The 25,364-nt window shown below is 42.3% G+C and carries 16 protein-coding genes; all 16 read right to left on the reverse strand.

Going from position 1 to position 25,364, the window contains the following annotated elements; translation table 11 throughout:
• Window positions 1-15: 15 nt before the first annotated feature.
• The 16 genes from NSU15_RS21505 to NSU15_RS21580 all read right to left on the reverse strand — a co-directional run bounded on the left by NSU15_RS21505 (window position 16) and on the right by NSU15_RS21580 (window position 25,321).
• Window positions 16-801 carry a response regulator gene (locus NSU15_RS21505; protein WP_339287480.1) on the reverse strand — a complete coding sequence of 262 codons (786 nt, stop codon included), beginning with the start codon at window positions 799-801 and terminating at the stop codon, window positions 16-18.
• Entirely contained in the window at window positions 776-2,632 is a 1,857-nt protein-coding gene (locus tag NSU15_RS21510) for a sensor histidine kinase (protein WP_042129874.1), read from the reverse strand. The genes NSU15_RS21505 and NSU15_RS21510 overlap by 26 nt, the downstream gene beginning before the upstream one ends.
• A gap of 29 nt (window positions 2,633-2,661) precedes the next feature.
• On the reverse strand, window positions 2,662-3,492 hold the full coding sequence (locus NSU15_RS21515) for a carbohydrate ABC transporter permease (protein ID WP_042129876.1): 831 nt from the start codon (window positions 3,490-3,492) through the stop codon (window positions 2,662-2,664).
• On the reverse strand, window positions 3,492-4,376 hold the full coding sequence (locus tag NSU15_RS21520) for a sugar ABC transporter permease (RefSeq protein ID WP_339287481.1): 885 nt from the start codon (window positions 4,374-4,376) through the stop codon (window positions 3,492-3,494). The genes NSU15_RS21515 and NSU15_RS21520 overlap by 1 nt, the downstream gene beginning before the upstream one ends.
• Before the next feature lie 126 nt (window positions 4,377-4,502).
• The gene (locus NSU15_RS21525) at window positions 4,503-5,912 is read right to left on the reverse strand and encodes an extracellular solute-binding protein (protein WP_042129880.1); all 1,410 of its coding nucleotides are present in this window, start codon (window positions 5,910-5,912) and stop codon (window positions 4,503-4,505) included.
• A 426-nt stretch (window positions 5,913-6,338) separates the two neighbouring features.
• Complete coding sequence (gene pflA, locus NSU15_RS21530) at window positions 6,339-7,076, reverse strand: pyruvate formate-lyase-activating protein (RefSeq protein ID WP_042129882.1); 738 nt, start codon at window positions 7,074-7,076, stop codon at window positions 6,339-6,341.
• A gap of 217 nt (window positions 7,077-7,293) precedes the next feature.
• Window positions 7,294-9,555, reverse strand: coding sequence for a formate C-acetyltransferase (pflB, locus tag NSU15_RS21535; RefSeq protein ID WP_042129884.1), 2,262 nt, complete (start codon window positions 9,553-9,555; stop codon window positions 7,294-7,296).
• 251 nt (window positions 9,556-9,806) lie between these two features.
• Window positions 9,807-12,428 carry a bifunctional acetaldehyde-CoA/alcohol dehydrogenase gene (adhE, locus tag NSU15_RS21540; RefSeq protein ID WP_042129885.1) on the reverse strand — a complete coding sequence of 874 codons (2,622 nt, stop codon included), beginning with the start codon at window positions 12,426-12,428 and terminating at the stop codon, window positions 9,807-9,809.
• A gap of 403 nt (window positions 12,429-12,831) precedes the next feature.
• The gene (locus NSU15_RS21545) at window positions 12,832-14,295 is read right to left on the reverse strand and encodes an extracellular solute-binding protein (RefSeq protein WP_042129888.1); all 1,464 of its coding nucleotides are present in this window, start codon (window positions 14,293-14,295) and stop codon (window positions 12,832-12,834) included.
• 132 nt (window positions 14,296-14,427) lie between these two features.
• Window positions 14,428-15,300 carry a carbohydrate ABC transporter permease gene (locus NSU15_RS21550; protein ID WP_042129889.1) on the reverse strand — a complete coding sequence of 291 codons (873 nt, stop codon included), beginning with the start codon at window positions 15,298-15,300 and terminating at the stop codon, window positions 14,428-14,430.
• 1 nt (window position 15,301) lies between these two features.
• Complete coding sequence (locus NSU15_RS21555; protein ID WP_339287482.1) at window positions 15,302-16,222, reverse strand: sugar ABC transporter permease; 921 nt, start codon at window positions 16,220-16,222, stop codon at window positions 15,302-15,304.
• A 117-nt stretch (window positions 16,223-16,339) separates the two neighbouring features.
• Entirely contained in the window at window positions 16,340-17,668 is a 1,329-nt protein-coding gene (locus NSU15_RS21560) for a response regulator (protein WP_042129893.1), read from the reverse strand.
• Window positions 17,669-17,687: 19 nt separating this feature from the next.
• Window positions 17,688-19,409 (reverse strand): histidine kinase, encoded by a 1,722-nt coding sequence (locus NSU15_RS21565; protein WP_339291412.1) that lies wholly within the window; start codon window positions 19,407-19,409, stop codon window positions 17,688-17,690.
• A gap of 655 nt (window positions 19,410-20,064) precedes the next feature.
• A complete protein-coding gene (pgmB, locus tag NSU15_RS21570) occupies window positions 20,065-20,703 on the reverse strand; it encodes a beta-phosphoglucomutase (RefSeq protein WP_339287483.1) in 639 nt (212 codons plus the stop codon).
• Between the two features lie 32 nt (window positions 20,704-20,735).
• The gene (locus tag NSU15_RS21575) at window positions 20,736-23,018 is read right to left on the reverse strand and encodes a glycosyl hydrolase family 65 protein (protein WP_339287484.1); all 2,283 of its coding nucleotides are present in this window, start codon (window positions 23,016-23,018) and stop codon (window positions 20,736-20,738) included.
• Complete coding sequence (locus NSU15_RS21580) at window positions 23,015-25,321, reverse strand: glycosyl hydrolase family 65 protein (protein ID WP_339287485.1); 2,307 nt, start codon at window positions 25,319-25,321, stop codon at window positions 23,015-23,017. The genes NSU15_RS21575 and NSU15_RS21580 overlap by 4 nt, the downstream gene beginning before the upstream one ends.
• Window positions 25,322-25,364 lie beyond the last annotated feature (43 nt).

Consider the following 25,364-nt stretch of genomic DNA (forward strand, 5'->3'; position numbering starts at 1 on the left):
CATACGCCGCCGACCTTATAATACTTCCGCCCGACACCGATCGCGATACTCCTTAGGAGACATCCCCGTCTGCTTCTGAAATACCTTCGTGAAATAACGCCGTTCCTGATAACCCACTCCGGAACCAATTACCGTTATGCTCTTGTCGCTATTGGTAAGCATAAACTTGGCAGCTTCAATTCGCTGTTGTGTTACGTATTCCACGAAAGTCATTGCAAATCGGTTTTTAAACAAGAGACAGAAGTAACTGCCGCTAATTCCGATTTTATTCGCCACTTCCTCAATCCCGATATCAGAATGAAGATGTTCAGAAATGTACTGAGCGGCTAGATTCATAAGCTGATCCGGTGTTTTTTTACCATTGTCCGCTTCAGGAATCTCCTGAAATAAAGGAATGCTATTATACAGTTTATTTTTAAACTGTTTACTACGGATAGAAGCTCCGATCTCACGTACCTTATTGCCAAGTTCTTCATAATGGATCGGCTTACAAATGTATTCCTTCACCCCAAGCCGGATCGCTTCCCGTGCATAGTCAAACTCTTGATACCCGGTAAGAAGAAGTACCTCACTATCCAATCCCATTTCCCGCAACTTTCCTACAAAAGTTAACCCATCCATCACTGGCATACGAATGTCACTTAACACAAGATCAGGCTGCTCCTCTTCGGCAATGCGCAAGGCATCCATACCGCTTCGCGCCATACCAACGACCTCCATCCCCATCTCCTGCCAAGGCAACACTCTGTTTAAATTATTCAGAATTGGGGCTTCGTCATCTACCAATAATACTTTTAGCATAATGATCTTCCCCCTGCTCGTATTTAGGTATGACACATTGAATAATAGTACCATAGCCTGGACTGGAACAAATAAATATTCCGTACCTGTCACCGTATTCAATGCGGATGCGATCCGCTACACTGCGAATACCAAGTCCTCTGCGTTCAAGATTCATCCGGTTTTCTCGTTCAACTTTAACCTCTTGCTCCACAGGATCATTCACAATGTATTGGAAAATGGACAACTGAGACGGCGTAATACCAATACCGTTATCTTCAATCTGTAAAATCAAGTCCCCTTGCTTCTCCCAAGCTTTCACAGAAACTTGACCTTTGTAATCAATCCCCTCAAATCCATGCTGAATGCTGTTTTCTACAAGCGGTTGCAAAGTAAGCTTTAGAATGCCGCAACTCATCAATTCTTGTGGGATATCAATATCATATTCAAATAAATCCTCAAACCTGAATTTTTGAATATCTAAATAATTGCGTAGATGTTTAATTTCTTCATCCAGTGTAATTTCTTCTCGATCCTGAATGCTGATACGTAAAATACTTGCCAGTCTGTAGACCATCTCACTAACTTTCTTGCCTTCATTCTGTATAGCCAGAACATTAATCGACTCTAACGTATTGAATAAAAAATGCGGTTTGATCTGCGCCTGTAGAACACGCATTTCCGCTTGATTCTTGCGGCGCTGTTCCACATGGATTCTATTAAACAACCCATTAATTTTATCCATAAGATCATTAAAGCCTTTTGCAAGAAGCGTTAACTCATCATTCCCTTTTACCTCTACCCGCGTAGTCAAATCCCCATCCTCAACCCGTCGCATAAAACGAACAATTACGGCAATTGCGCCAGTAATTCGATTCATAAAGAACAGATTGAAAATTACCGCTGCTAAAAAGCATAAGAAGATAACCCCAACAAACCATCGTGCAAATACTGTAACTTCATGAGACAGAGAGTTCCATGAAGTTACAGACACTAGACTCCAAGGATAATCTTTCAAATGATACATGGAGAGAATACTTTTTTCCCCGTTGTACTGCGTTTTAAAACTCTGAAACCCTTTTTCAAAGGTAATCTCTTTATTCGCGAATGACTGAATATCCTGTCCATCCAGCTTTTGATCTGGGTCGAATAGAATCATTCCATCATCATTTACAAGCATAAACGAGACATCTTGATTACTATCCCCAATTTTTAAATTGCGAAATATCGATTCGAACTCCCAATTTTTGATCTGTACAACGAGGATACCTATGTTCTGAAAGAAGCTCAATTCCTTAACGAGTCGAATTTGTGTAAACACAGGTTCAGTTCCCGTAAGTTCGGGATATTCATGAGGAGCCAGCCACTTCGGCACACCATTCAAATCCATTACTTCCTGGTACAAATCACTTTTCTTGAATGTATCATAGGGTAGTGTTCGGAAATTTTCCTTATTAAAAAGCGACACGATTTCAGAGTTACCTCTACCGTTAAAATTGTACAAAAAAGCATAGCTGATCGATGGATGGTTAAATAACAGACTACGGAAATTGCGCTGGCTTGCATTCAAATTGAGTTGCTCGGCATCAGTCAAATCCTGGTTAGTAGGATCTTCTGCGCTAAGTGCCATATGAAAAACCGAGGTAGCAATTCCGTTGTCTGTAACGTTATCCATATCTTTTAACACATTCGAAATACTGTAACTAATTGCTTTAAGTGAGTATTCCGACTGCTGACTGTACTTCTTCTCAATAGAGTTATAAGTCACGAAAAACATAAGCATGCCTAGAATAAATAAAGGAATGATTATCAGGCCCAAAAATGCCGTAAATAATTTATAGCGCAAATTCATCGGCTGGTGCTCCTGACTGAGAAAAAAAGTTATCCTTTTACGCCGCCTGCTGTTACGCCTTCAATAATTTTCTCCTGTAAAATCGCATAAATGACAATTACCGGCAATACGCTGAAGACGATACCCGCTGACATTTGTGCATAGTTCATCTGGTATTGATCACGGAATTGAACCATACCAACTGGGAGCGTACGTAGTTCATCATTTGATAGGAAGTAGTTTGCCAGCAAGAATTCATTCCAATTGCCCAGGAAATTAACAATGAATACAGTAACCATGGCAGGTACGGTTAGAGGTACAATAATTTTAGCAAAGATACCTGGTGCCTTCAACCCATCCATGACCGCTGCCTCTTCAATTTCTCTAGGCAACGAGCGCATAAATGCAGCCAATATAATTATCGTAAACGGAATTGCATTCGCGATATAAGGGATAATCAACGCCCAGTGCGTATTCAGAATCCCCATCTTACGTACAATCGTATAAATAGGAAGCATCAATGCGTTGTTTGGAATGAGCATTCCCACCATAACTAAGGTGAACAAAATCGTATTCCATTTGCCTTGGCGCATCCGAGTAACTGCAAAAGCAAACATAGACGCTAGAATGATAGATACTACAGAAGCCAATATGGAAATGTACAAACTGTTAAAAAAGTAGGTGCTGATCTTGGCATTTACCCAAGCTTCAACGTAGTTATTGAAGACGAACTCCTTTGGAATCCCAAAAGGGTTAAGTGCTATTGCATTGTTATCCTTTTTCACAGAGGAGAATAACACGAACAGGAAAGGAAATAGAATAACTAGTAGATAGGACAATAGTGCGACGTGTGGCAGACTTTTTTTCAGGGCGCGTGGCATCAGTATTCAATCCTTTCTGTGCGTCGGGCTATCAGCAGCTGATAAATAGCTGTAACCACCAATGTAAATACAAAGATCAGGACTGCAATGGCATTACCGTACCCGTACTTAAAGTTAGTGATAGCATATTTAATCATGTAAGTTGCCATTACATCGGTTGAACCAGCAGGTCCACCCTTAGTCATTACAATGACGATATCCGCCGCTTTCATTGCTCCAGCAATGGACAACATGATTACAACAGAAATGATCGGAACAATTAAAGGAAGCGTGATACGTGTAGCACGTTGGAATCCAGTTGCGCCATCAATGGCAGCTGCTTCATCCAATTCACCTGGTATCGACAGAATAGCTGCAAGTACCATTACAACGTAGAATCCGGTCCATTGCCAAGCATTCGTGATCAGGATGGATAACATTGCGAATCTTTCATCCGACAGCCAGTAAAGTGGATCAATACCAACTAAGCCTAGAACCTTATTTAAAAGTCCAATGTTGGGCTCATAAATGAAGCCCCATAGAATACCGATAACTGCTGTAGACATAATAGAAGGCATGAAGACCGCTGTCTTATATAAGCCTTTTAGCTTCTTTACATTTGATATCAATAACGAGAAGAATATGATTAACGGCACCTGTACAAAACAGGAGAAAAGAATGAAGAAACCGTTATTTTTGACAGATATCCAGAATCGTTCGTCTCCTAATGCCTTCTCAAAATTACTGATTCCGGCAGACTTAACTGTGTCAGATACACCATTCCAGCTAGTAAAGCTGTAATAGATTGAACTGAAGATGGGATAGATGAAGAACATCGTGAACAGGATCAGTGCTGGAAGAATAAAAAGGAAAAATACCAATGGATTTCTTAATGCTTTATTCATGACTACCTCCGGTTGCTTTGACATCTGGCGAACAATGAATGTTTAGATCAGCGCAAACACATAATTTCTTTGAGTTTAAAAATGTACCCTGGTTCTAGCACCAGGGTACATTCAGTTTGCAGCTACTTATTCAACTGCTGCGTTTGCTTCTTCTTGTACCTTCTGTAAAGCTTCGCCCATCTTCTCTGGAGTTGTCTGACCACCAATCAGCTTTTGAATTTGAATGTTACTGATTTCTGTAGTTACATCTGCTTGAACGAGAGAGTCAAATGCTGGGAACGAAGATTGTGAGTTATTAAGTACACCTACGATTTCGCTCATCAGATCATCCGTAATATTTTCATTCAGAACGTTTTGGTCAATTTTCATTGCTGGCAATACGCCATCTTCAACAAGTCCACGTAATTGCATTTCTTCATTAAAGAGGTTTTTGATAAATGATTTCACAGCAGCTAATTGACGTGGATCTTTCTCAGCAGAAGCAGAGAAGCCATAGCCATTGTTTACATCGCGCATCAATGCTGTTTGGTCGCCCACGCCACCATCAACTGGAGGAATATTGAAGAATCCAACTTTACCGATCAAGCCTTCGCCAGATTGTCCAGCTTTGAATACGGAGGATTTCCAAGTACCATCATACAGCAGGATTGCTTCAGCACTAGTGAATTGTGTTGTATATTCAGCATACTCGAAACCAAGTTCGCCTTTTTTGAAGTATCCTTTATCAACCCATTCTTTGTACTTCGCAAAGCCTTTTACAACGTTTGGATCAGTCCATTTAGCTTCGCCTGTTGCAAATTTAGCAGTTACATCTGGACCTGCATAACGTGACCACAAGTGGTTAGCTAGCATAAGTGGTACCCAACCAGCCTTAGACGCACCAGCTAAAGGCACTTTTCCGTCAGCCTTGATGTCAGCCAATTGTTGTTCCAATTCAGCAAATGTTGTTGGAGCTTTCCAACCCTTGCTAGTATAGTATTCTTTGTTGTAGAAGAATCCTTCACCAGATCCACCGATTGGCAATCCGTAAATTTTTCCTTCATAAGTGAAAGGATCTAGATTTGAGAATTTATCCTTAATTCCAAGTTCCTCAAGAATTGGAGTCAGGTCAAGTAATTTACCTTCTTTAGCATAGATCTTAGAGTCAGGGCTACCGAACAGATCGAAAATCTCTGGTGGATTACCTGCAGCCATTTCACCACGCAATTTTTCTTTACGGTTTACATCTGAATCTACTCCATCGAGTTTAAAGGTCAGACCAGGTACATCGCCTTCTACCTTTTTCACTACTTCTTGCAGAATAGCTAGACGTTTCTGTTTGTCTGCACCGATTTGAGTGTGACGAATCGTCATTTCGAACGGTTCGTTACTTACCGGTTCTTCTGTTGCCGGAGCATTTGTAGCGTCCGCTGCATTAGTCGCGGTAGCGTTTCCATCTCCTTTGTTAGAAGATGCACTATTGTTGCTTCCGCAACCTGCCAGTAAAGCTGATGATACAAAAATCAGGGACAATAGCAAAGTCATACCTTTTTTCATTTCTTGTGACCCCCCATATAATGTTATGCTTTACACTTCTTATTATAGAAAACAGATTCCATTCTCGTAAGGTTAAGATTCATCCACTATAGGGATAAAAATCTCTAATGAAAGCGGAATCAACTACACAATATGTTATGTATAATAACTTTATTATAGTAAAAATTACGATTAAACGTTATTATATGTGATTTAACCACACATTACCTCGGGTAATAATTATAAAATCTTTAAATAATGATATATTATCTGTCATTATGTATTTACAAACTCCTTAATCAACAGCTGTAACTATATCATGTTTTTACAAGGTAAATACAAAATTACCCCTTTTCAAGATACCAGACGTTCCCCTTTTAACAAAAAAAGCCGTTCCTTCAGTAGTAAATCACTGAAGGAACGGCTCTCACTTAAGGTAGATATCAATTATACCAGTGCTGTCTGTTTACGACCTTCTTCGACCAAGCGGTATGCCCGCTGAACTTCTTCATCGGAAGGGGATGGCACGCCATCTAACTCATAAGCCTTGCCGAGCATTTCCCATTTATAAATACCCATTTGATGATAAGGTAAGATCTCAAATTTCTCAACACCATTTAAGGTTCCAATGTAACGGCCCAAGTTAATAAGATCCTCTTCACGATCATGAATGCCTGGAACATATACATGTCTAATCCACATCTTACGATTATGATCTGATAGCCAGCGTGCAAGCTTCAAAGTACGATCATTAGATTTACCAGTCAACTTGATATGCGCTTCCTCATCTATATGTTTGAGATCTAGCATAACCAAGTCGGTAACATCCAATAAGTCATTAATCTTGTCACCTTCGTTGTAACCATTACTATCTAATGTAGTATGCAGATTCCAACGCTTTTTAACTTCTGTAAATAACTGCTTTACAAATTGCGCCTGCAAAGTTGGTTCTCCACCGGATACTGTCAATCCACCACCGGATGAACGATAGTAGTTTATATATGGCTCGATCTCCGCAAGCACTTCTTCTAAAGTCATTTCTTTACCTTCATCTAAAGCCCAAGTATCAGGGTTATGACAATACTGACATTTCAGCAAGCATCCTTGCATAAATAAGACAAATCGAATACCAGGTCCGTCAACGGTTCCAAAGGTTTCCAAAGAGTGTATGCGACCTTTAATCATAGGATATCATCCTTTCGCCACGACAGACTAACAGTCCCTCTTTCACGAAGAAGCTCCCTGTCTTTGAGACTGTCATTTCCCTTAATCGCGGCTGTGATATTTAAAATTTTAACAATTCTCAAACAAGATATTACCGCCCTTGAGACAAGGGCGGCATCTTCCTTGCAATTATTTCAATGTAGTACTTCATTCAAAGATCTTTATGAATAGGAACGAATTACATCGAACCATGGAACGTACGGTTGATTACATCCAATTGTTGTTCACGAGTCAGCTTGATGAAGTTAACTGCATATCCGGATACGCGGATAGTCAATTGTGGATAGTTCTCTGGGTGTTCCATAGCGTCCATCAGCTGTTCACGGTTAAACACGTTAACATTCAAATGTTGAGCGCTGTTATGGAAGTATCCATCCATCATGTGTACCAGGTTAGACTTACGGGATTCTTCGTCTTTACCCAGTGCTTTAGGTACGATAGAGAATGTGTTAGAGATACCATCTTGTGCATCGGAGTAAGGCAGTTTGGCTACAGAATTAAGGGAAGCCAGAGCACCTTTCTTGTCGCGTCCGTGCATTGGGTTAGCACCTGGTGCGAAAGGTTCACCTTTCTTACGTCCGTCAGGTGTAGTACCTGTCTTCTTACCGTACACTACATTTGAAGTAATGGTCAGTACCGATTGAGTCGGTACAGCATCACGATATGTTTTGTGCTTACGGATCATAGACATGAAAGCTTCAACCAATTCTACTGCGATGCTGTCTACAGCATCATCATTGTTACCGTAGCAAGGGAATTCACCTTCAGTTTCAAAGTCAATTGCAATACCTTGTTCGTTACGAATTGGTTTAACCTTCGCGTATTTAATAGCGCTCAGTGAGTCAGCTGCAACGGATAGACCAGCGATACCACAAGCCATCGTACGCAGAATGTCGCGGTCATGCAGTGCCATTTCAATACGTTCGTAAGAATACTTGTCATGCATATAGTGAATGATGTTCAAAGTGTTAACATAAGTCTTAGCCAACCACTCCATCATCGGTTTGAAGCGTTTCATTACTTCGTCATAATCCAGATATTCAGAAGTGATCGCTGGGAATTCCGGTCCAACTTGTGCTCCGGATTTCTCGTCTTTACCACCATTAATAGCGTACAGCAAAGCTTTTGCTAGGTTGGCACGAGCACCGAAGAACTGCATTTGTTTACCGATGCGCATTGGAGATACGCAGCAAGCAATCGCATAATCTTCACCCCAGTATGGACGCATTAGATCGTCATTTTCATACTGAATTGCACTAGTTTCGATGGAAACCTTAGCACAATATTTTTTGAAGGCTTCAGGCAATCTTTCGGACCAAAGAACTGTCAAGTTTGGTTCCGGTGCTGGACCCAAGTTGTACAGGGTGTTCAGGAAACGGAAGCTGTTCTTCGTAACACGAGTTGTTCCGTCTTCAGCCATACCACCGATGGATTCAGTTACCCATGTAGGGTCGCCGGAGAACAGATCGTTATAGTCAGGTGTACGCAAGAATTTCACGATACGCAGTTTCATTACGAAATGATCGACGATTTCTTGAACTTGCTCTTCAGTCAAAGTACCTTCAGCAATATCGCGTTCTGCATAGATGTCTAGGAAGGAAGATACACGTCCCAGGGACATCGCCGCACCATTTTGCTCTTTAACTGCTGCCAGATATCCGAAGTATACCCATTGAGTAGCTTCCTTGAAATTGGTCGCTGGTTTGGAAATATCCATACCGTGAGCGGCTGCCATTTCTTTCAATTCGCCCAGTGCACGAATTTGCTCGGACAGCTCTTCACGAAGACGAATTACCTCTTCAGTCATGGAATCAACTTCAAGTTCAGCTTGTTGTTGTTTTTTGTCTTTAATCAGGAAATCAATACCGTATAGAGCGATACGGCGGTAGTCACCGATGATGCGTCCGCGGCCGTAAGCATCAGGAAGACCTGTGATAACGCCGGATTTACGCACTGCTCTCATGTCTGGTGTATATGCATCAAATACGCCTTGGTTATGCGTTTTGCGAATGTTCGTAAACATATCAACGATGTTTTGTGGAAGCTCGAAGCCATAAGCTTTCGTAGCATCGACCATCATCTTGATCCCGCCGAATGGCTGGATGGAACGTTTGAAAGGAGCGTCAGTCTGAACGCCTACAATTTGTTCCTTGTCCTTATCAATGTATCCAGGAGCATGTGAAGTGATTGTGGAGACAGTATCCAGGGAAACATCCCATACGCCGCCTCTTTCTCTTTCTTCTTTGCTCAGTTGGGAAATAATTTTCCATAGTTCAGTTGTGTTACTAGTAGGTCCTACGAGGAAATCTTCGTTTCCTTCATAAGGCTTAATGTTACTTGCGATAAAATTGTTAACGTCAACTTTCTTGGACCATTTACCTTTTGTGAAATTTCTCCAACCGGATTTCACTTCATTTACTTCTTTTTCAATCACCGACATGCTAAATCCCTCCATCTATATTTATTATATTTGTAGAGATCGCGGGCTTGAAGGTTGATCCCGTGTCTCGTGATCCCCAAAGATGTGGTTGTTCCAAATTTCACAATCAACATTTCATATGTGGGACCGTTGTTTATATAAACATTCTAGTTTATTTTCTATAAAAACACTGTGACAAATATCACCTTTCGAGTGATATTTGTCACCTTTATCTAAGTCCACAACTATCCTATTCTCTATTTAACCAATTATTAATTATCAAATCTTCCGTAGAATGCATTACGGTATACATCAGCAAGTTCAGATACCAACGGCAGCTTAGGATTGGCAGTTGTACATTGATCTTCAAACGCACGGTCAGCCAAGTAATCTACACGGGATTCGAAGTCCTTAGGATCAAAGCCCAGTTGTTGGAACGATTCCTCGATACCCAATTTTTTATTCATATCGCGAATAGCATTGATCAGGCTAGTTACACCTTCTTCAGTTGTGCGAGCTGGCAATCCCAAAATACGGGCAATTTCAGCGTAACGCTCATCAGCTACGAAGTGCGAATATTTAGGGAACGAAGCGAACTTCGTAGGTTTTTTAGCATTGTAACGGATAACGTGTGGCATAAGGATCGCGTTAGTACGACCATGAGCGGTGTGGTACTGTCCGCCCCATTTATGCGCCAAGCTGTGGTTAATTCCCAAGAATGCATTGGCAAAGGCCATACCCGCAAGTGTTGATGCATTATGCATTTTCTCACGAGCTACTCTGTCGCCTTCCAGTGCCGATTTTTCAAGGTATTGGAATACCAGTTGGATGGCTTTAATAGCTAGACCATCAGTGTAGTCACTCGCCATAACAGATACATAAGCTTCGATAGCATGTGTCAATACGTCCATACCTGTATCTGCAACTGCAGTTTTTGGCAAGCTGTATACGAACTCTGGATCAATGATAGCTACGTCTGGTGTTAACTCATAGTCAGCCAATGGATATTTAGTGTGTTGTTCAGTTGTTTTATCGGTAATAACTGCGAAAGATGTTACTTCCGAACCCGTACCCGAAGTAGTTGGAATCGCTACAAACTTAGCTTTGTTACCAAGTTTAGGGAATTTGTATACCCGTTTACGGATGTCCATGAATTTTTGTTTTAGACCGTTAAAGTCTGCGTCTGGATGTTCATAGAATAACCACATTCCTTTTGCAGCATCCATTGGGGAACCGCCGCCAAGTGCGATGATGCAGTCCGGTTGGAATCTGTTCATCATTGCAGTACCTTTTTCAACTGTAGTTGTCGATGGATCTGGTTCAACTTCCGAGAACACTTCGATAGCTACAGGAGTTTGGCGTTGACGCAGGTAATGTTCAACTCTTTCAACATATCCAAGCTTAACCATCATTGGGTCAGTGATAATTGCGACACGTGTGATATCAGGCATTTTGGTCAGGTACTGAGTAGCGCCTTTTTCAAAATAGATCTTGTCAGGTACTTTAAACCATTGCATATTCACGGTACGACGATTCACCCTTTTCACGTTGATCAAATTGATTGCTGTAACGTTTTGCGACACGGAGTTACGACCATAAGATCCGCAGCCCAGAGTCAACGAAGGGATATTAGTGTTATAAATATCGCCGATCGCACCATGTGTGGAAGGCGAGTTAACTAGAATACGTCCTGTTTGCAGACGGTTAGAGAACTTCATGATTACTTCTTCATTGTTGGAGTGGATAGCCGAGCTGTGGCCCATGCCGCCAAATTCAACAATTTGAGCTGCACGTTCGATCCCTTGATCTGCATTTTTAACCTTGTAGCAAGCAAGAACTGGGCTTAATTTTTCAGCGGATAGTGGATATTTAGTACCTACACCTTCAAGTTCTGCTACCAGAATCTTTGTGCCGGCAGGGACTTGAATGCCACACATTTCAGCAATTTTCACTGCGGATTGACCTACGATTGCTGGGTTAACCGCACATTTATCTACGTTCATTGCTCCACTAGTCAGTTTGGCAGCTTCTTCTTTATTAACAAAGTAGCAGCCATTTGCGATCATTTTTTTCTTCACTTGATCGAAGATTGGTTCTTCGATAATAACAGCTTGCTCGGAGGCACAGATCATACCATTATCAAATGTTTTAGAAAGAATGATGTCCGTTACGGCTTGATCAATATCCGCGCTCTTTTCAATGAAAGCAGGTACGTTACCAGGGCCTACGCCAAGTGCTGGTTTACCACAGCTGTAAGCTGCTTTTACCATTGCAGAACCACCAGTTGCCAAGATAAGAGCAACGTCTGGGTTGTTCATCAATGCGTTTGTCTTGTCCATTGTTGGCATTTCAATCCATTGGATACAGTTCTCAGGAGCGCCAGCTTTCACGGCAGCATCATGAAGAATTTTTGCAGCAGCTGCACTACACTCTTGCGCAGATGGGTGGAAACCGAATATAATAGGGTTCCGTGTCTTAATCGAAATCAACGCTTTAAACATCGTGGTGGATGTAGGGTTGGTTACCGGTGTGATACCCATAACAATTCCGACGGGTTCAGCAATTTTTTGGAAGCTATCATAAGCGTTGTCTTCAATAACGCCTACTGTTTTATCGTATTTAATTCCGTGCCAGATATATTCAGTTGAGAAGATGTTCTTCGTAATTTTGTCTTCGTATACGCCGCGTCCAGTTTCTTCTACGGCCAATTTTGCGAGGTACATATGTTTGTCGAGTCCAGCCAACGCCATTGCATGAACGATAGTGTCAACTTGCTCTTGGTCTAGCGCCATGAACGCCTCATGCGCTTTTTTTGCTTTATCCACTAAATTCTGAATATACTCTTCAGCGGTAACTTGTTTAACTTGGGCGGCGACTTCGTTCTTAACTGCCATCTCCCTCGTCCTCCTGTCAATTTTTAGTTGTTTTTCTCTACACATTTATCTTATCACATGATTTCCACCTTGTATAGTGAAATCTTTCACAAAGTATAAAGTTTTTTTGATTTGTTTTCAAAGCGCTTTCATTCGATCATATTATAGATATTTTTCCATATTTTATGTTAAAAATCCCTTCAAATCTTAGAATTATACTTTAATAAGCAAAGTATTGAGCCCATTTCCTTCCATCCACTTTAATACAGCACTCCGTTAAGGCATTCCCTTCATCACAGAAATTTACGATTTTCCTATGCCGTAATAGTTTCCAGTTGATCATCATTAGCTCTGTAGATTTATAAATTTATAAATTATAACAACAAAAAAACCGGCCCCAAAGGGACCGATTTTATTAATTTACCTATTCTGCTTTAATCGTATCAAAGAATTTCTCTTGCACTGTTTTAGCTGCTGCTTCTAGCTGGCTCTTAGAATCCGTTCCTTTTTTGGAGAACAGCTCTTGAATGACATTGGACATTGTTGCGTAGTAGTCCTGTGTATTGTATTGAGCTTCAGGTTTACCATCTAAGAGTCCCATAATGTCAGGGCTATATTGGTATACATTGGTGTACTTGTCATAAACCGCTTTGGTCTTCTTACCAAACTCAGAATCTGCTGAGTAGTAATCTAAGAGTGGCGGGATAAAGTATTTACCATCAGCTGTACGTTGTTGAAGGACTGCATCCAGTGCTTCCAAACCTTTATCAGAGAAGTAATCAAATGTGATATAACGGAATGCCATTTCTTGCTCATCTGGTGTTGCATTCGGATTAATTACGAGGTAATCACCACCAAGTACCCCCGTATGCTTGCCGCCTTTTTCCATAGCAGGCATTGGATATGTGAGCACATCCTCAGGTTTCAGTCCACCTTGATTCAGTGCTTGCTCGATTACGCCATCGGACCCAGCCATTACCATAGCTGTACGACTTTGTTGGAATGCGCCTACAGCATCGCCCCAGCCAAGTGCCCAGTCCTGAGGAATCGCGTTAGCTTCCCATCTAAGTTTCTTGTAGAAATCCAGTGCTTTAACACCAGCATCGGAATTAAAGGTAGCGACAACCTTGCCGCCTTCAACCTTTTGAATTTCACCGCCAGCTTCGAACAGGAAGTTGGTCCAGTTCCAGCCTGCTTCGTTACCTTTACCCATTGGAGCAATACCGGAAATACCTTTTTTGACATCAGCTACGCCTTTAGCCGTATTCAGCATATCATCCCAAGTCCAATCCATTGGTGGGACCGCAACGCCTTTTTCATCCAGCATTTTTTTGTTGATCATAGTCGTTGTTACATAACCTTTTTGAGTTACTCCGAAAACTTTACCATCAATGATGAACTGATTTTGCAGTACTGGGTTAATTTGATCCTTAAATTCGTATTTGTTCCAAAGATCCGTAATGTCAGCAACCCAGCCCTTTTCCACCAGGAACTTAGCTTCTGTAGCGTAGGTGTTAAAGAAGGTTGGTGCTTCATTCGCAGCCATTTTGATTCCGATTTCACTTACATTGTACTGCCAGTCGTCTTTAACAATTTCAACATTTGGATATTCAGCCTGGAAACGTTTAATCTTGTCATCTTCTTGTGCTCTCACTTCAGTCAAGTCAGGTGTTGGATAGTGAATCTTGATCGTCACTTTTCTTTGAGTAATGTCATCCACTGGCGCCTCCGTAGCGGTTGCTGTATTATCCGTTACCGCATTTGTTGGCGCAGTAGTTGCTTCCCCGCCTTTGTTTCCCGCTGTGTTTCCGTTATTATTGCCACTGCAAGCAGATAGCAACGAACCGGCTACAAGTACGCTTAGTAGAACGCTAGAGTACTTACGCATTGAAACTCCCCTTTTCAATTCATAATTATCTTACAGATAAATCTTAAAATAGAAACCGTTTGCAAACGAGGTGCATTTATATTCACTTCATGTGCATGTTTACGATCCGTGGTTAAATTCGTCGATAATTGCTTATCCTTTCACTGCTGACAAAGCAACCCCACGCATAATGAATTTTTGGAAAATCAAGAAGACAATGATTGGTGGCAACGATACTAAAAACAGGATTGCAAATTTGATATTAGTATTGAGTGCCTTCACATTAATAACGTATTTATAAATGGCTGTCGCAAGCGTATATTTCTCTTCACTGTGCATAACTAGAGATGGCCAGAACCAGTCATTCCATGCGGTAGAAAAGATAAAGATCGCTAATGTTGCAAAAATCGGAATTGAAAGTGGTACAGCAATGGAGAAAAAGCTTCTCGGCTCAGAGGCTCCATCAATTCGTGCTGCTTCAAAGATTTCTGGATGAATCCCGTCAAAAAAGTTCTTTAACAAAAGAAAGTAGAAGGTGTTCGCACCTGCTGGCAACCAGAAAGCCGCGTACTGATTCAGCAATCCCAGCTCCTTCAAATTGACAAAGTTCGGGATCATGTAGCTGGTAGCCGGAATAAACAATGTCATCAGGAAGAAGAAGTAAATCGCTCTTTTGTATGGAACATTCATACGGGAAATACTAAAAGCGGACATTCCCAATACGACTAAAGTCACAACCATATTCCCTAAAAAAATATAAATGGTGTTTCTAAGAAACATCGGCAGATCAATGTAATTCATTGCATCCTTAAGGTTGCTGAAGTGCCATTCCTGAGGAAAAAAATGCGGTGGGAATGAATTCACCTCTTGATTCGACTTCAATCCGTTGAATAACGTCATACAAATCGGGTACAGCATGCTAAAAACCATAACCAAAATGACTACACACATCAAACCGTAAACAATCTTATTACTTGTTTTTTTCAAATCGTGTTCTGAAAGAATCCCTCTATCTGCGCTCTTCATCTTAGTAGTCCTCCTTGTTAAGCTTGAACTGTAAAATGCCCAAACCACCCAGGACAATGAACATTAACATGCCAAGCGCAGTAGCTGTTCCATAATCGAGTCTTGTAAATGCATATTTTACAATCAACAATGCGTAGGTAAGTGTAGTGTTATTCGGCCCACCATCAAGCAACGCCATTTGTGACTGATACCCTTGTGAAGTACCAATAATTTGTAGAATCAACATCAAAAAGATTAAATTACGCAGTGAAGGCAAAGTGATGTACTTTATTCGTGCCCATATACCTGCCCCATCAATCTCAGCGGCTTCATACCAATCTCGCGGAATGCTGAGTACAGCAGCCAAGTATATTAACATCCCTGATCCGAACTGCTGCCATGTCTCCATAAACACAAGTGAAATCATGGACCATCTTGTATCTGTTAAGAAGGCAACTTGGTCCACACCCATTGTACCTAGTAACGCATTAATTGGACCCACCGGATCATATAGCCATCTCCACAGTCCATACAGGACGACACCAGGCATAACGAAAGGCAGATAAGCCGCTACACGTACAAAACCCCCAAACTTTCTCAGCTCCGAGATCATGATAGCAAAAGCAATCGGAACCCAAAACCCAATAATAAGACATAAAAACATGTAATACCCAGTGTTTTTTAATGCAGTCAAGACATCTGGATCACTAAGTGCTCTACTGTAGTTCTCAAAGCCTACAAAGCTATTCCCTTTAACAAAATCCACATGGTAAAAGCTGTACAGTAAGCCTTTGAGAATTGGAACCCACAAAAACATAATAAAAATAATTACGGCAGGTACGAGGAACATATATCCCCAAAAGTTTTTCTTCCAGCGGTTTTGCTTGTACGGTGTCCCCTTCAGCGTCGCCGGGTTTTCGGTTACTACTGCGGTTTGATTCATCAGGCTCCCTCATTCCATTGTTCTTTCAGCATTTTTCGCAAAATGCTTCCTACCTTAAATTGTAGGAAATGAGGGTTGTACTGAACATGTCTATATCTACCGAAGTCATGGGTGTTTTTACTTCTTCAATTCGCTGGGGCTAATCCCATAATATTTTTTGAAAATTTTACTAAAATGCTCGGGTGATTCATAACCTACACGTTCCGCAATTTCGTATCTGCGAAGATCGGTATTCAAAATCATTTCCCGACTTTCTTCCATCCGGAGCTTGATTACATATTCCCACAGGTTATAACCTGTATTTTTCTTAAATAGGTAACTCAAATAATTGGGACTAACATGATTCTTCTTAGCCACATCGTGAATCGTCAGTCCTTTTTGCGCATAGTTCTCGTCAATATATTCTTTAGCTTTTTGTACGATCAGATTGCTATGGGTATGAAGCTCTTCTACAGATGGATCACTCGTGTAACTGTTCCAGTTGAAATCCCCATAATAGAACACATAATGGTCACTGTGCTCATTGTTCCAGAGAATTGCATTGGAAGCCTGACGGTTCAATACAGCCATAAACGAAAGCCCCTTTAGAATCTGGCTGATGCCAATGACCACGTTCAGATGTAAGTATTTATGGATATTAAAATGAAGACTGCGTCCAAGAATATCTAGCCTATTGATTTGGCTGGCAGATGAATCCTCATAGCTTTTTTCATCCCATTGAATAATGATCGTAATCTCACCATCCGGTGCATAAAAAGCTATCGAGTTCCATTCCTGATCCATTAGTTCTTTGGCAATGTTCAGCGCAGCATAACAAAGAAGCCGTCTGTCCCGCAAAGTGTACTGCTTCTCTTGGTTCATTCCAGACAGTGGTACCTTAAGTTTTAAGACGGAAAAATACGGCCCTTGCAGCTTCAGGTTATCCAGCTTCAGCAGGTTATCTGCCTCAGCAAGTACAACTCCAGGGTCGATGAGCAATTCATTCAAAAGCTTGCTGAATTCTGGAAGCGGCTCTTCCAGTCGAAAGCTCTCGTTAATCCCTGACATGAAAACGTCTAGTTCTGGTGAGGGCTTACCCATCTTAAGGAGCACATTTCTGACCGAATCCAAAAACTGCTCACTATTCAAAGGCTTAATTAAATAATCCTTAGCACCGAGCCTAACGGCCATTTGAGCATATTGAAACGTCTCGTGTGCAGAAATCACGATAGTCTGAACCCATGGTTTGGCAAGTTTTGCATGCTGCATCAGATCAATTCCACTCATCGCACCCATCTGAATATCCGTAACGAGCAGATCAATTTCCTCCATGCGGATACAGTCCAACGCCTCAAAGCCGCTATTAGCTGTATAAATATTAGAAATATCCAGCCCGGATGAAGCTAATAAATTGCTCAGTCCTTTGCAAATCAATGGTTCGTCATCTACTACCAATATATTGAACATATCTGTATGCTCCCCTTCCTTAGTCCTGATTCTCCGATTTCGGAAGCTTGACTGTTACTAGCGTTCCGCCTTCTGTACGAGGGGTATAGCTGATGCCATAATCAGAGCCAAAATGTAAATGAATACGCTGGTTAATATTACGGATACCATAACCGCTGGTAGGATTTGGACTGTCATCATTCAATACAGCTTCAATGGCTTCATAATCAACAGACTTATATCCGTTATCTTCAATAGAGATCCTAACGGTTTCGTCCTCACAAACTGCAGTGATGGTGATCTCACCATCCTCGCCCATATTTTTGACCCCATGAATAATAGCATTTTCTATTAATGGCTGCAGCGTAATTTTAGGAATTAGGTTGCTTTTCGTATTTGGGTGAATATCCATCACAACTCGAAATACGTAATCATAGCGGTGCTGCTGCAGCTTGATATAAGCCGTTGCATGCTCCAGCTCTTCTTCAAGGGTAATCAGCTCCCTTCCACGACTAAGACTGATCTTCATAAGTTTAGACAATTCCTTGATCATCTCGGCGGATTCGACATTCCCTTCTAATGAGCTTTTCCAATAAATGCTCTCTAGGGTGTTATAAAGTAAATGGGGGTTGATCTGTTGATAAAGCAGTTGAAGCTGTGATTCCTTCTGTTTAAGCTCCATCTGGTATTTGTATGTGATTAATCCGTTAAGCCTGCGGGCCATGTCATAGGTAGAAGCAATCAGCACACTGACCTCATCATTACTCCCCCTCCGCGGCGTTTCTGGAACACGATTACCTGGCTCGTATTTTCGCACGAAAAAAGCCAGCTTTTGCAAAGGAGTCATTAATGAACGCCAGAAGTACGTTATCATAATCAGTCCAAATACTGCATAAGCCACGGTGATATATTGAATAACACTTTTCATTTCGTTCTGTTGCTGCAATAGCGCCTTCACTGGAACTTTGTAGACCAGTTTTTGACCAAGCGCATGGTTATTGTTAACCACATAGATAAAATCGGAGGTAATCACATCTACTGTACCTTCCAAATCCTCAGCAACCACCGTCTCCGGCAACGCAATTACTTCTCCAGTATTATTCGTAGTGGAAGCAAGAACACGGTTATTCAAGTCTGTTAAGTAAATTTCGCCGTCAGGCAAAGAGATTGATTTGAGAGATTCTCCAATTTTAGAGTCCATTTTGGTGATGACCAAAACGCCAATCGTCTCCGCTTTTCTGGAAATGTTGTTTACAGCTCTCATGTAAGTTAGTGTTTTTAAATTCTCTGCTTGCGCGCTTAGCCTCTCCGTGAACTTCAGCGAGCCGCGTCCCTTTTTCTGTACAACCTCTTCAAACCAGTATGGCTCTTCGGCTTTGGAAAAGAAATAAACGCCCGCCTTCTTAACCTGTGGGAAATTGGGGGCGAAAAAGTAATAATCATTCGGATCGTATATATAAAGGGAGTAATAAATACCATCTCCCCGTTCAGCACCCTGGGAGTAACTGACCAACAACTTCTCTATCGTCTCATACCGTTTGACTCTCTCCAGTATGGTATCCGAGCCAGTCATATTAATTTGCTGAATCAGAGGATTCTGTATCACGGTGGTAGTGATTTTATTTACTGTGTCGATATCCCGATTAATAATCGTAAAGTTCTGCTTGTTCAATTCCACATAAGCATTCGTAACATGGCGCTTCAGTATTTGCTCCGCCTTCATATTCCCATATATGTTCAAAAAGAGGATCGGAGAAATCATAATCAGAAATAGCAAGATGAGCTGCTGCTTGACGTTCAGCTTTCGAATCAATCTAATCAGCCTAGACAACACTATAGTCACACCTCCGGGTTAAATAACTATATCAAAGGGATAAACGCTTACATATGTTCATTTTAAAGTTTTTTATGGTCATTTGTATGTAGTTTTTTTCTGTTATGCGGATTATAAGAGCATGGTGATATAGACGTCACTGCGTGGAGCGTTTGGGCTTACGATCGCTGTTATCCTCAGATTCCCTGATTTTATACCGCTTTGCGGTAGAAATCCGAGGATAAAGGCGACCACTTCGTTTCTCCAGCTCCAAACCTCCACTCCGCAACTTCATCACCGAGATTCTTAAAAACCGAAAACAGAAAAAGTGAGGGCGCGCAGGGACCACTGCGTGGGGCTTTGGGACCCGATACTCCCCTGAGCTTCTACCGAAATTCTGAGCTTCTTGAGTCTTTTGAGTATAATAGCTTTCCAAGCTGCATCATCACGTTGAGCCATCGGATGCACGTTAGTTTTTTCGAGCAGCTGATCTTGTCAACTGAATTCAGAGTGTGAGCGCAGGAATTCAGAATAAAGAAGAAAAAAAAGACCGACCCCACAGTAGCGTCAACTACTTGGGAGTCGGTCCCCTGTTCAATTATCCTTAGTCTGTCAACAACTCATACAATCCTTTTACAACCATATCAGCTTCCTTCAACACTTCCGGCTTACCTATGCCCACTACCTTCATCCCTGCTGCCTTACCAGCTTGAACGCCTGCTTCCGCATCCTCAAACACGACACATTCATCCGGCTGAAAGCCTAGCTCCTGACCAGCGATCAAGAACACCTCCGGGTCCGGCTTGGCAAGTGACACTTTGTTACCGTCAACTACGGCATCGAACAGATCCGTAATATTCAGCTTATTCAAAATAAACTCTGCATTCTTACTAGCTGAACCTAACGCAATTCCAATCCCGCGCGTTCTCAGTCCAGTTAAGTATTCTTTGACCCCAGGTAGCAGTTCCGACTCCTCAAGCTTAGAGATGTACTCTACATATAGGCGGTTCTTCTTCTCCGCCATCGCAAGCTTCTCCGCTTCTTCAAATTGTAGGCTCCCAACCTCCAGAAGAATATCGAGCGATCTCATCCGGCTCACGCCCTTAAGACGTTCGTTATCCTCTTCTGTAAATGTAAAGCCTAGCTCGTCAGCAAGACTCGCCCAAGCTAAATAATGATATTTAGCTGTGTCTACGATTACGCCATCCAGATCAAAGATGGCGCCTTTCATATTTTGCAACATGGATTTACTTCCTCTCCGTTGTTAGTTAATGTCTATACTGTTGTTTCGGCCAACGTTAGCCGCAAGCTCTCACCTGCACCACAGGACTTTCCTTCTCGCCCTTGTACCGAGAACACCAGAGTCCCGCTGTAGTCGGCTGCTGTGGTAACTGTAACTTCATCCTTGCTGATCCGCAGTTTAAAGGTATCTCCCCGAAGCGTAACCGGAAGCTCAACAGACTGCCAATGTTTAGGCAGTGAAGGTTTGATATGGACAGTTCCGCCATCGTAATCCAACCCTGCAAAACCAAGTACTGCAGCCATCCAAGCACCGCCGTTAGCGGCTGGGTGGGTACCACCGATATAGAGATCCCCTACATACTGCTTAGATTCTCCCGTAAGATCTACAGTAGCCGTGCGCATAAAATATGGATATCCCCAATCCGGCGAACCAATATCGGCAGCTACCAACGCGTAGATACAAGGACTAAGACTTGACCCATGCTCGGTGCGCGGTTCGTAGAATTCCCAATTCGCTTGTTTCACTTCCTTGGTGAAGGAATGTTTGAATAGATTTAACATCAATACGACATCCGCTTGCTTCAGTATGGTTGTAGTTGTGGCTAATCCATTACCGCCACCCAAATACTCATTTTTGTTAAGTACACGGGATTTCAATTCTGGCAGCTCGATATCCTCTAAGGTGAAGTAACGGTCGAATTGTTCGATGACAAGGCTGGCTGGGTCTGGCTGCGGAACATAGAAGCTATCCAGCATAGCTTTGAACTCTGTCAGAAACGGACCTTCACTAAACTCTGTAGACAGTTGGCTGTATACTTCCGGATACTTATCTTGCAGCAATTCTGCTGTACGCAAGGCAATCTCCAGTGTCTCCTTAACCAGAGCATTCGTAAAAGCATTATTGTTCACACGCTCATGATATTCGTCTGGACCTGTTACATCTAGAATCTCAAAGCGTTCTTTTACTGAATTATAGTAAGCATAAGAGTAGAAGAACCGGGCACATTCCCAGATCACTTCCGCCCCTCCGCTAGTCAGCAGACTCTCGTCACCTGTAAATTGAATGTATTTCCAGATCCCGTGTACAACATCCCCACTGATATGAACCTGCTTATCGCGGAAATAAGTGCGCATTGGTCGACCGGTAAACACATCATTCACATTAAACAAAGTACAAGCATCGTCTCCTGTATCCTGACTTTCCCAAGCATAGAATGCTCCCAAAAAACCATATTCCGCGGCCTTCCGGCGAGCTCCGTCCAAGGTATGAATCCGGTACATCATCAGGTTGCGAGCAACCTTTGGATCCGTATGCAGGAAGAACGGCAACATAAACATCTCTGTATCCCAGAATACGGCCCCTTTATAGACCTGACCCGATAAACCACGAGCCGGGATAGAAACCTTTTCCGAAACCGTAGGTGCAATAATTAACAGCTGATAAATACTGTATCTTAGAGCAAACTGGGCATCCTCATCGCCTTCGATAATGACATCGCTAAGTGACCATCTTTCTTCCCATTGCTGGCGATGAGCCTCTAATAACTCGTCATAACCGAGCGTTTCAGCAGCTTGGACAGACTTTACTGCTTCTGACTCCGGTGCACTAACATCAAGACCAGTATATACCGCAACGTACTTAAACCATTCATAGGTCTCACCCGCACGCGCTTCAAAAGAAATCCGGCGAATACTAGCGCCCTCATCCAGTTGCTGATCTCCAAAATTAAATACGGCTCTCTCCGCTACAACTACCGGAATGTTCAATTCTCCACTCGTGGAGGAATAGACGAGTACCTCGTCCTGTGACTGTACCTTTTGACCAAAGAGGTGAGGACCATTGATATCCCATACATCTACGTCAATCCCGGTCTCAATCACAATTTGGCAATCTTGTGTACTATGGATAGAGTATTTACTAACGAGCAGATGAAGATTGTCCTGGCTTACAAAACGATCTGCTGTGAACGTCAACGTTCCTCCGTCAGATATATCATACTCAGTATTCCGATGATGAATCGCACTGCGGATATTCAGCTCCTGCATATGAGAGCTCGGTTCAAGCTCTAGCACACTTAAAGGCTGACCGTTACAGACAACCTTGGTCCATAATCCATTCGGAGCATTGACAGGTTCTCTCCACTTATTTCCCGCTTTGTCATATAGACCGGCTAAAGTTACGGCAACTAACTCAGTTTTACCGAATTCCTCCAGTGTGCCGCGATATCCCATATAGCCATTACCTATCATATATTTGTTCCCGTTCGTCGTCACCAGTTGCTTGTCGAAATGACTATCCCTAACCGCCCAGCTCATCGGGCCAACATCCCTTCACCTAGCGGAAGCGTCGTCCCGGAAGCATCCACCGTAATGGACTGGCCGTACACGATAATATCCGTGCTACCCCCATGAATTGCTGTGAGCGTTACTGAAGTTTTGTTTACCAAAATACGTAGTAATACCCCTTCGTACATCACTTGGAAACTATACTCGTTCCAGCGTTCAGGTAATGAAGGTTGGAAGGACAACCGCTCTCCATCTGAACGCATACCGCCAAAGCCATATACAATATTCATCCAAGCGGCTGCAATCGAAGTCGTGTGAAGCCCTTCACGTGTATTACGGTTGTAATTATCTAAATCCAGTCTTGTCGCAAATTCAAAGAACGAATAGGCTTCTTCCGGCTTACCAATTTCGCTTGCCAGTATGGAATGGATCGAAGGTGAAAGTGAAGATTCATGAATACATCTAGACTCGTAATATTCATAGTTGGCCAGCTTCGCTTCTTTAGAGAATTGTCCATTATATAAGAACATAAACATAAGGACATCCGGTTGCTTAATCATGTCATAACGGTACAGACGATCATATGACCAGTTCGAATAGAGCGGAAACTCCGTTACAGGGATGGAATGAATATCAATATGCGGCATATCGAAGAATCCATCATGTTCTTCAAATACTCCTGTTACTTCGTCAACCGGAATTTTCATATGGTCTGCTTTATTTTTCCAATCGGTAAGCTCTTCGTCACGAAGCCCTGTCTTTTCTACAACCGTCGCAAAAGCCGTTGGTGCCTGTTCTTTCATCTCTCGCAGGGTATCCAGGGTGTATTCAAATGATTTTTGGGCCATCAGATTAATATAGCAGTTATTATTCACCATCAATTGGAACTCATCAGGACCCATTACGCCAAAATATCCATATTTCCCGCTTTGTTGACCCCATTGACCGCGTGTAGCGTAGAATCTACTAATCTGAACCAGCATCTCAGCGCCTTTACTGTGCAGGAATTCTTTATCGCCAGTATTTTTGACATAATGCCAGATACCATAGGAAATAGCAGTCCCTACATGAAGCTGAAGATTCGAATGCTGCCAAAGATCACAGCTCTCTGTTCCATCTATAGTAGCAATAGGGTAACATGCTCCCTCGCAATCAACATCTTTAGCACGTTGCATAGCCTGAGGTAACGTCTTATATCTAAAGTCCAGCAAGCTCCGGGCGGCCTTAGGATTATTGAACATATAGAAAGGCAAGCAATACGATTCTGTATCCCAGAAAGCCAACCCACGATATACTTCTCCCGTCAGCCCTTTAGCGCCGATGTTGAACCCAGGATGATCACCATGATAAGTCTGATAAAGTTGGAAAATGCAAAAGCGAATGCCCTGCTGATTCTCAGGATCGCCTTCGATCCGAATATCACTTGTCTCCCAGATACCATTCCAATAGGCTGTCTGATCCGCGAAAATTTGAGTATCTTTCAGTTGACTCGCACTTTCAGCAAGAGCTAGCCCTTTGCTCCACAGCTCTTCAGCTGTATGTGCAGATTCACTATCTGAATAGTTGATAACCAGCTTTGTAAAATGAGTCGATTCTCCTTGAGCAAGCTCCAAAGTAAAGCTTTGCCCTATAAATTTATCATGTTCAGTTCGGGTAAGCTGAAGCGGCTGCGAAGATTGTAAAGTAAAGCTGGAGAATAGCTTGTTAGCTGTGTTCACTGTTCTCGCCATAATAGCAGTGGTAGCTCCTTGTTCTCCGCTGCGGAGACTACTCCACATACATTCGCCGCGTTCCTCATGAATAATGCTGAAATCAAGACCCGCACAAATGTCTACGCTGCCCGAGAAATTAAGTGGCTCAAATTCCACCCGTTGTAGTCCCAGATGAGACATCGTCATGCTGACTAAGCGTGTAAAGACAACTTTTAAGCTTTTTCCATCATTTAGGTGCCAGATCAGCTCCCGCCGGTAGGTTCCACTACGAAGATCAAGTTTACGTACATAATCCGATATTTTACTTTTTGCCAGATCCAGCTGTTCACCATTCACAGTGATCCGCGTATACAGCCAGTCCACCGCATTCACCATGTATCTCAGCGAGCGAATGATTCCTTTATAATGATTACCAATGTCCAATTGTTCATTTAGCCCGTTGAAATAACTACCTTGCAGGGAATCTCCGGAGTAGCCTTCCTCAGCATACCCCCGCACACCCATATACTCATTTCCTAGTGAAAAAATAGATTCCGAGGTCCGATTTCGTTCTGGATCAAAGCCCTCTTCAATAATTGCCCAAGGATCTACCTTAAGATATTTGTCAGCCACTTTAGCCATGTATGATTTCCCCTTCTCCTGGTTTTTGCTCCATTCTCAGGAT

The sequence above is a fragment of the Paenibacillus sp. FSL E2-0201 genome (genome assembly GCF_037963325.1).
In the GTDB taxonomy this organism is placed as follows: Bacteria; Bacillota; Bacilli; order Paenibacillales; family Paenibacillaceae; genus Paenibacillus_AQ.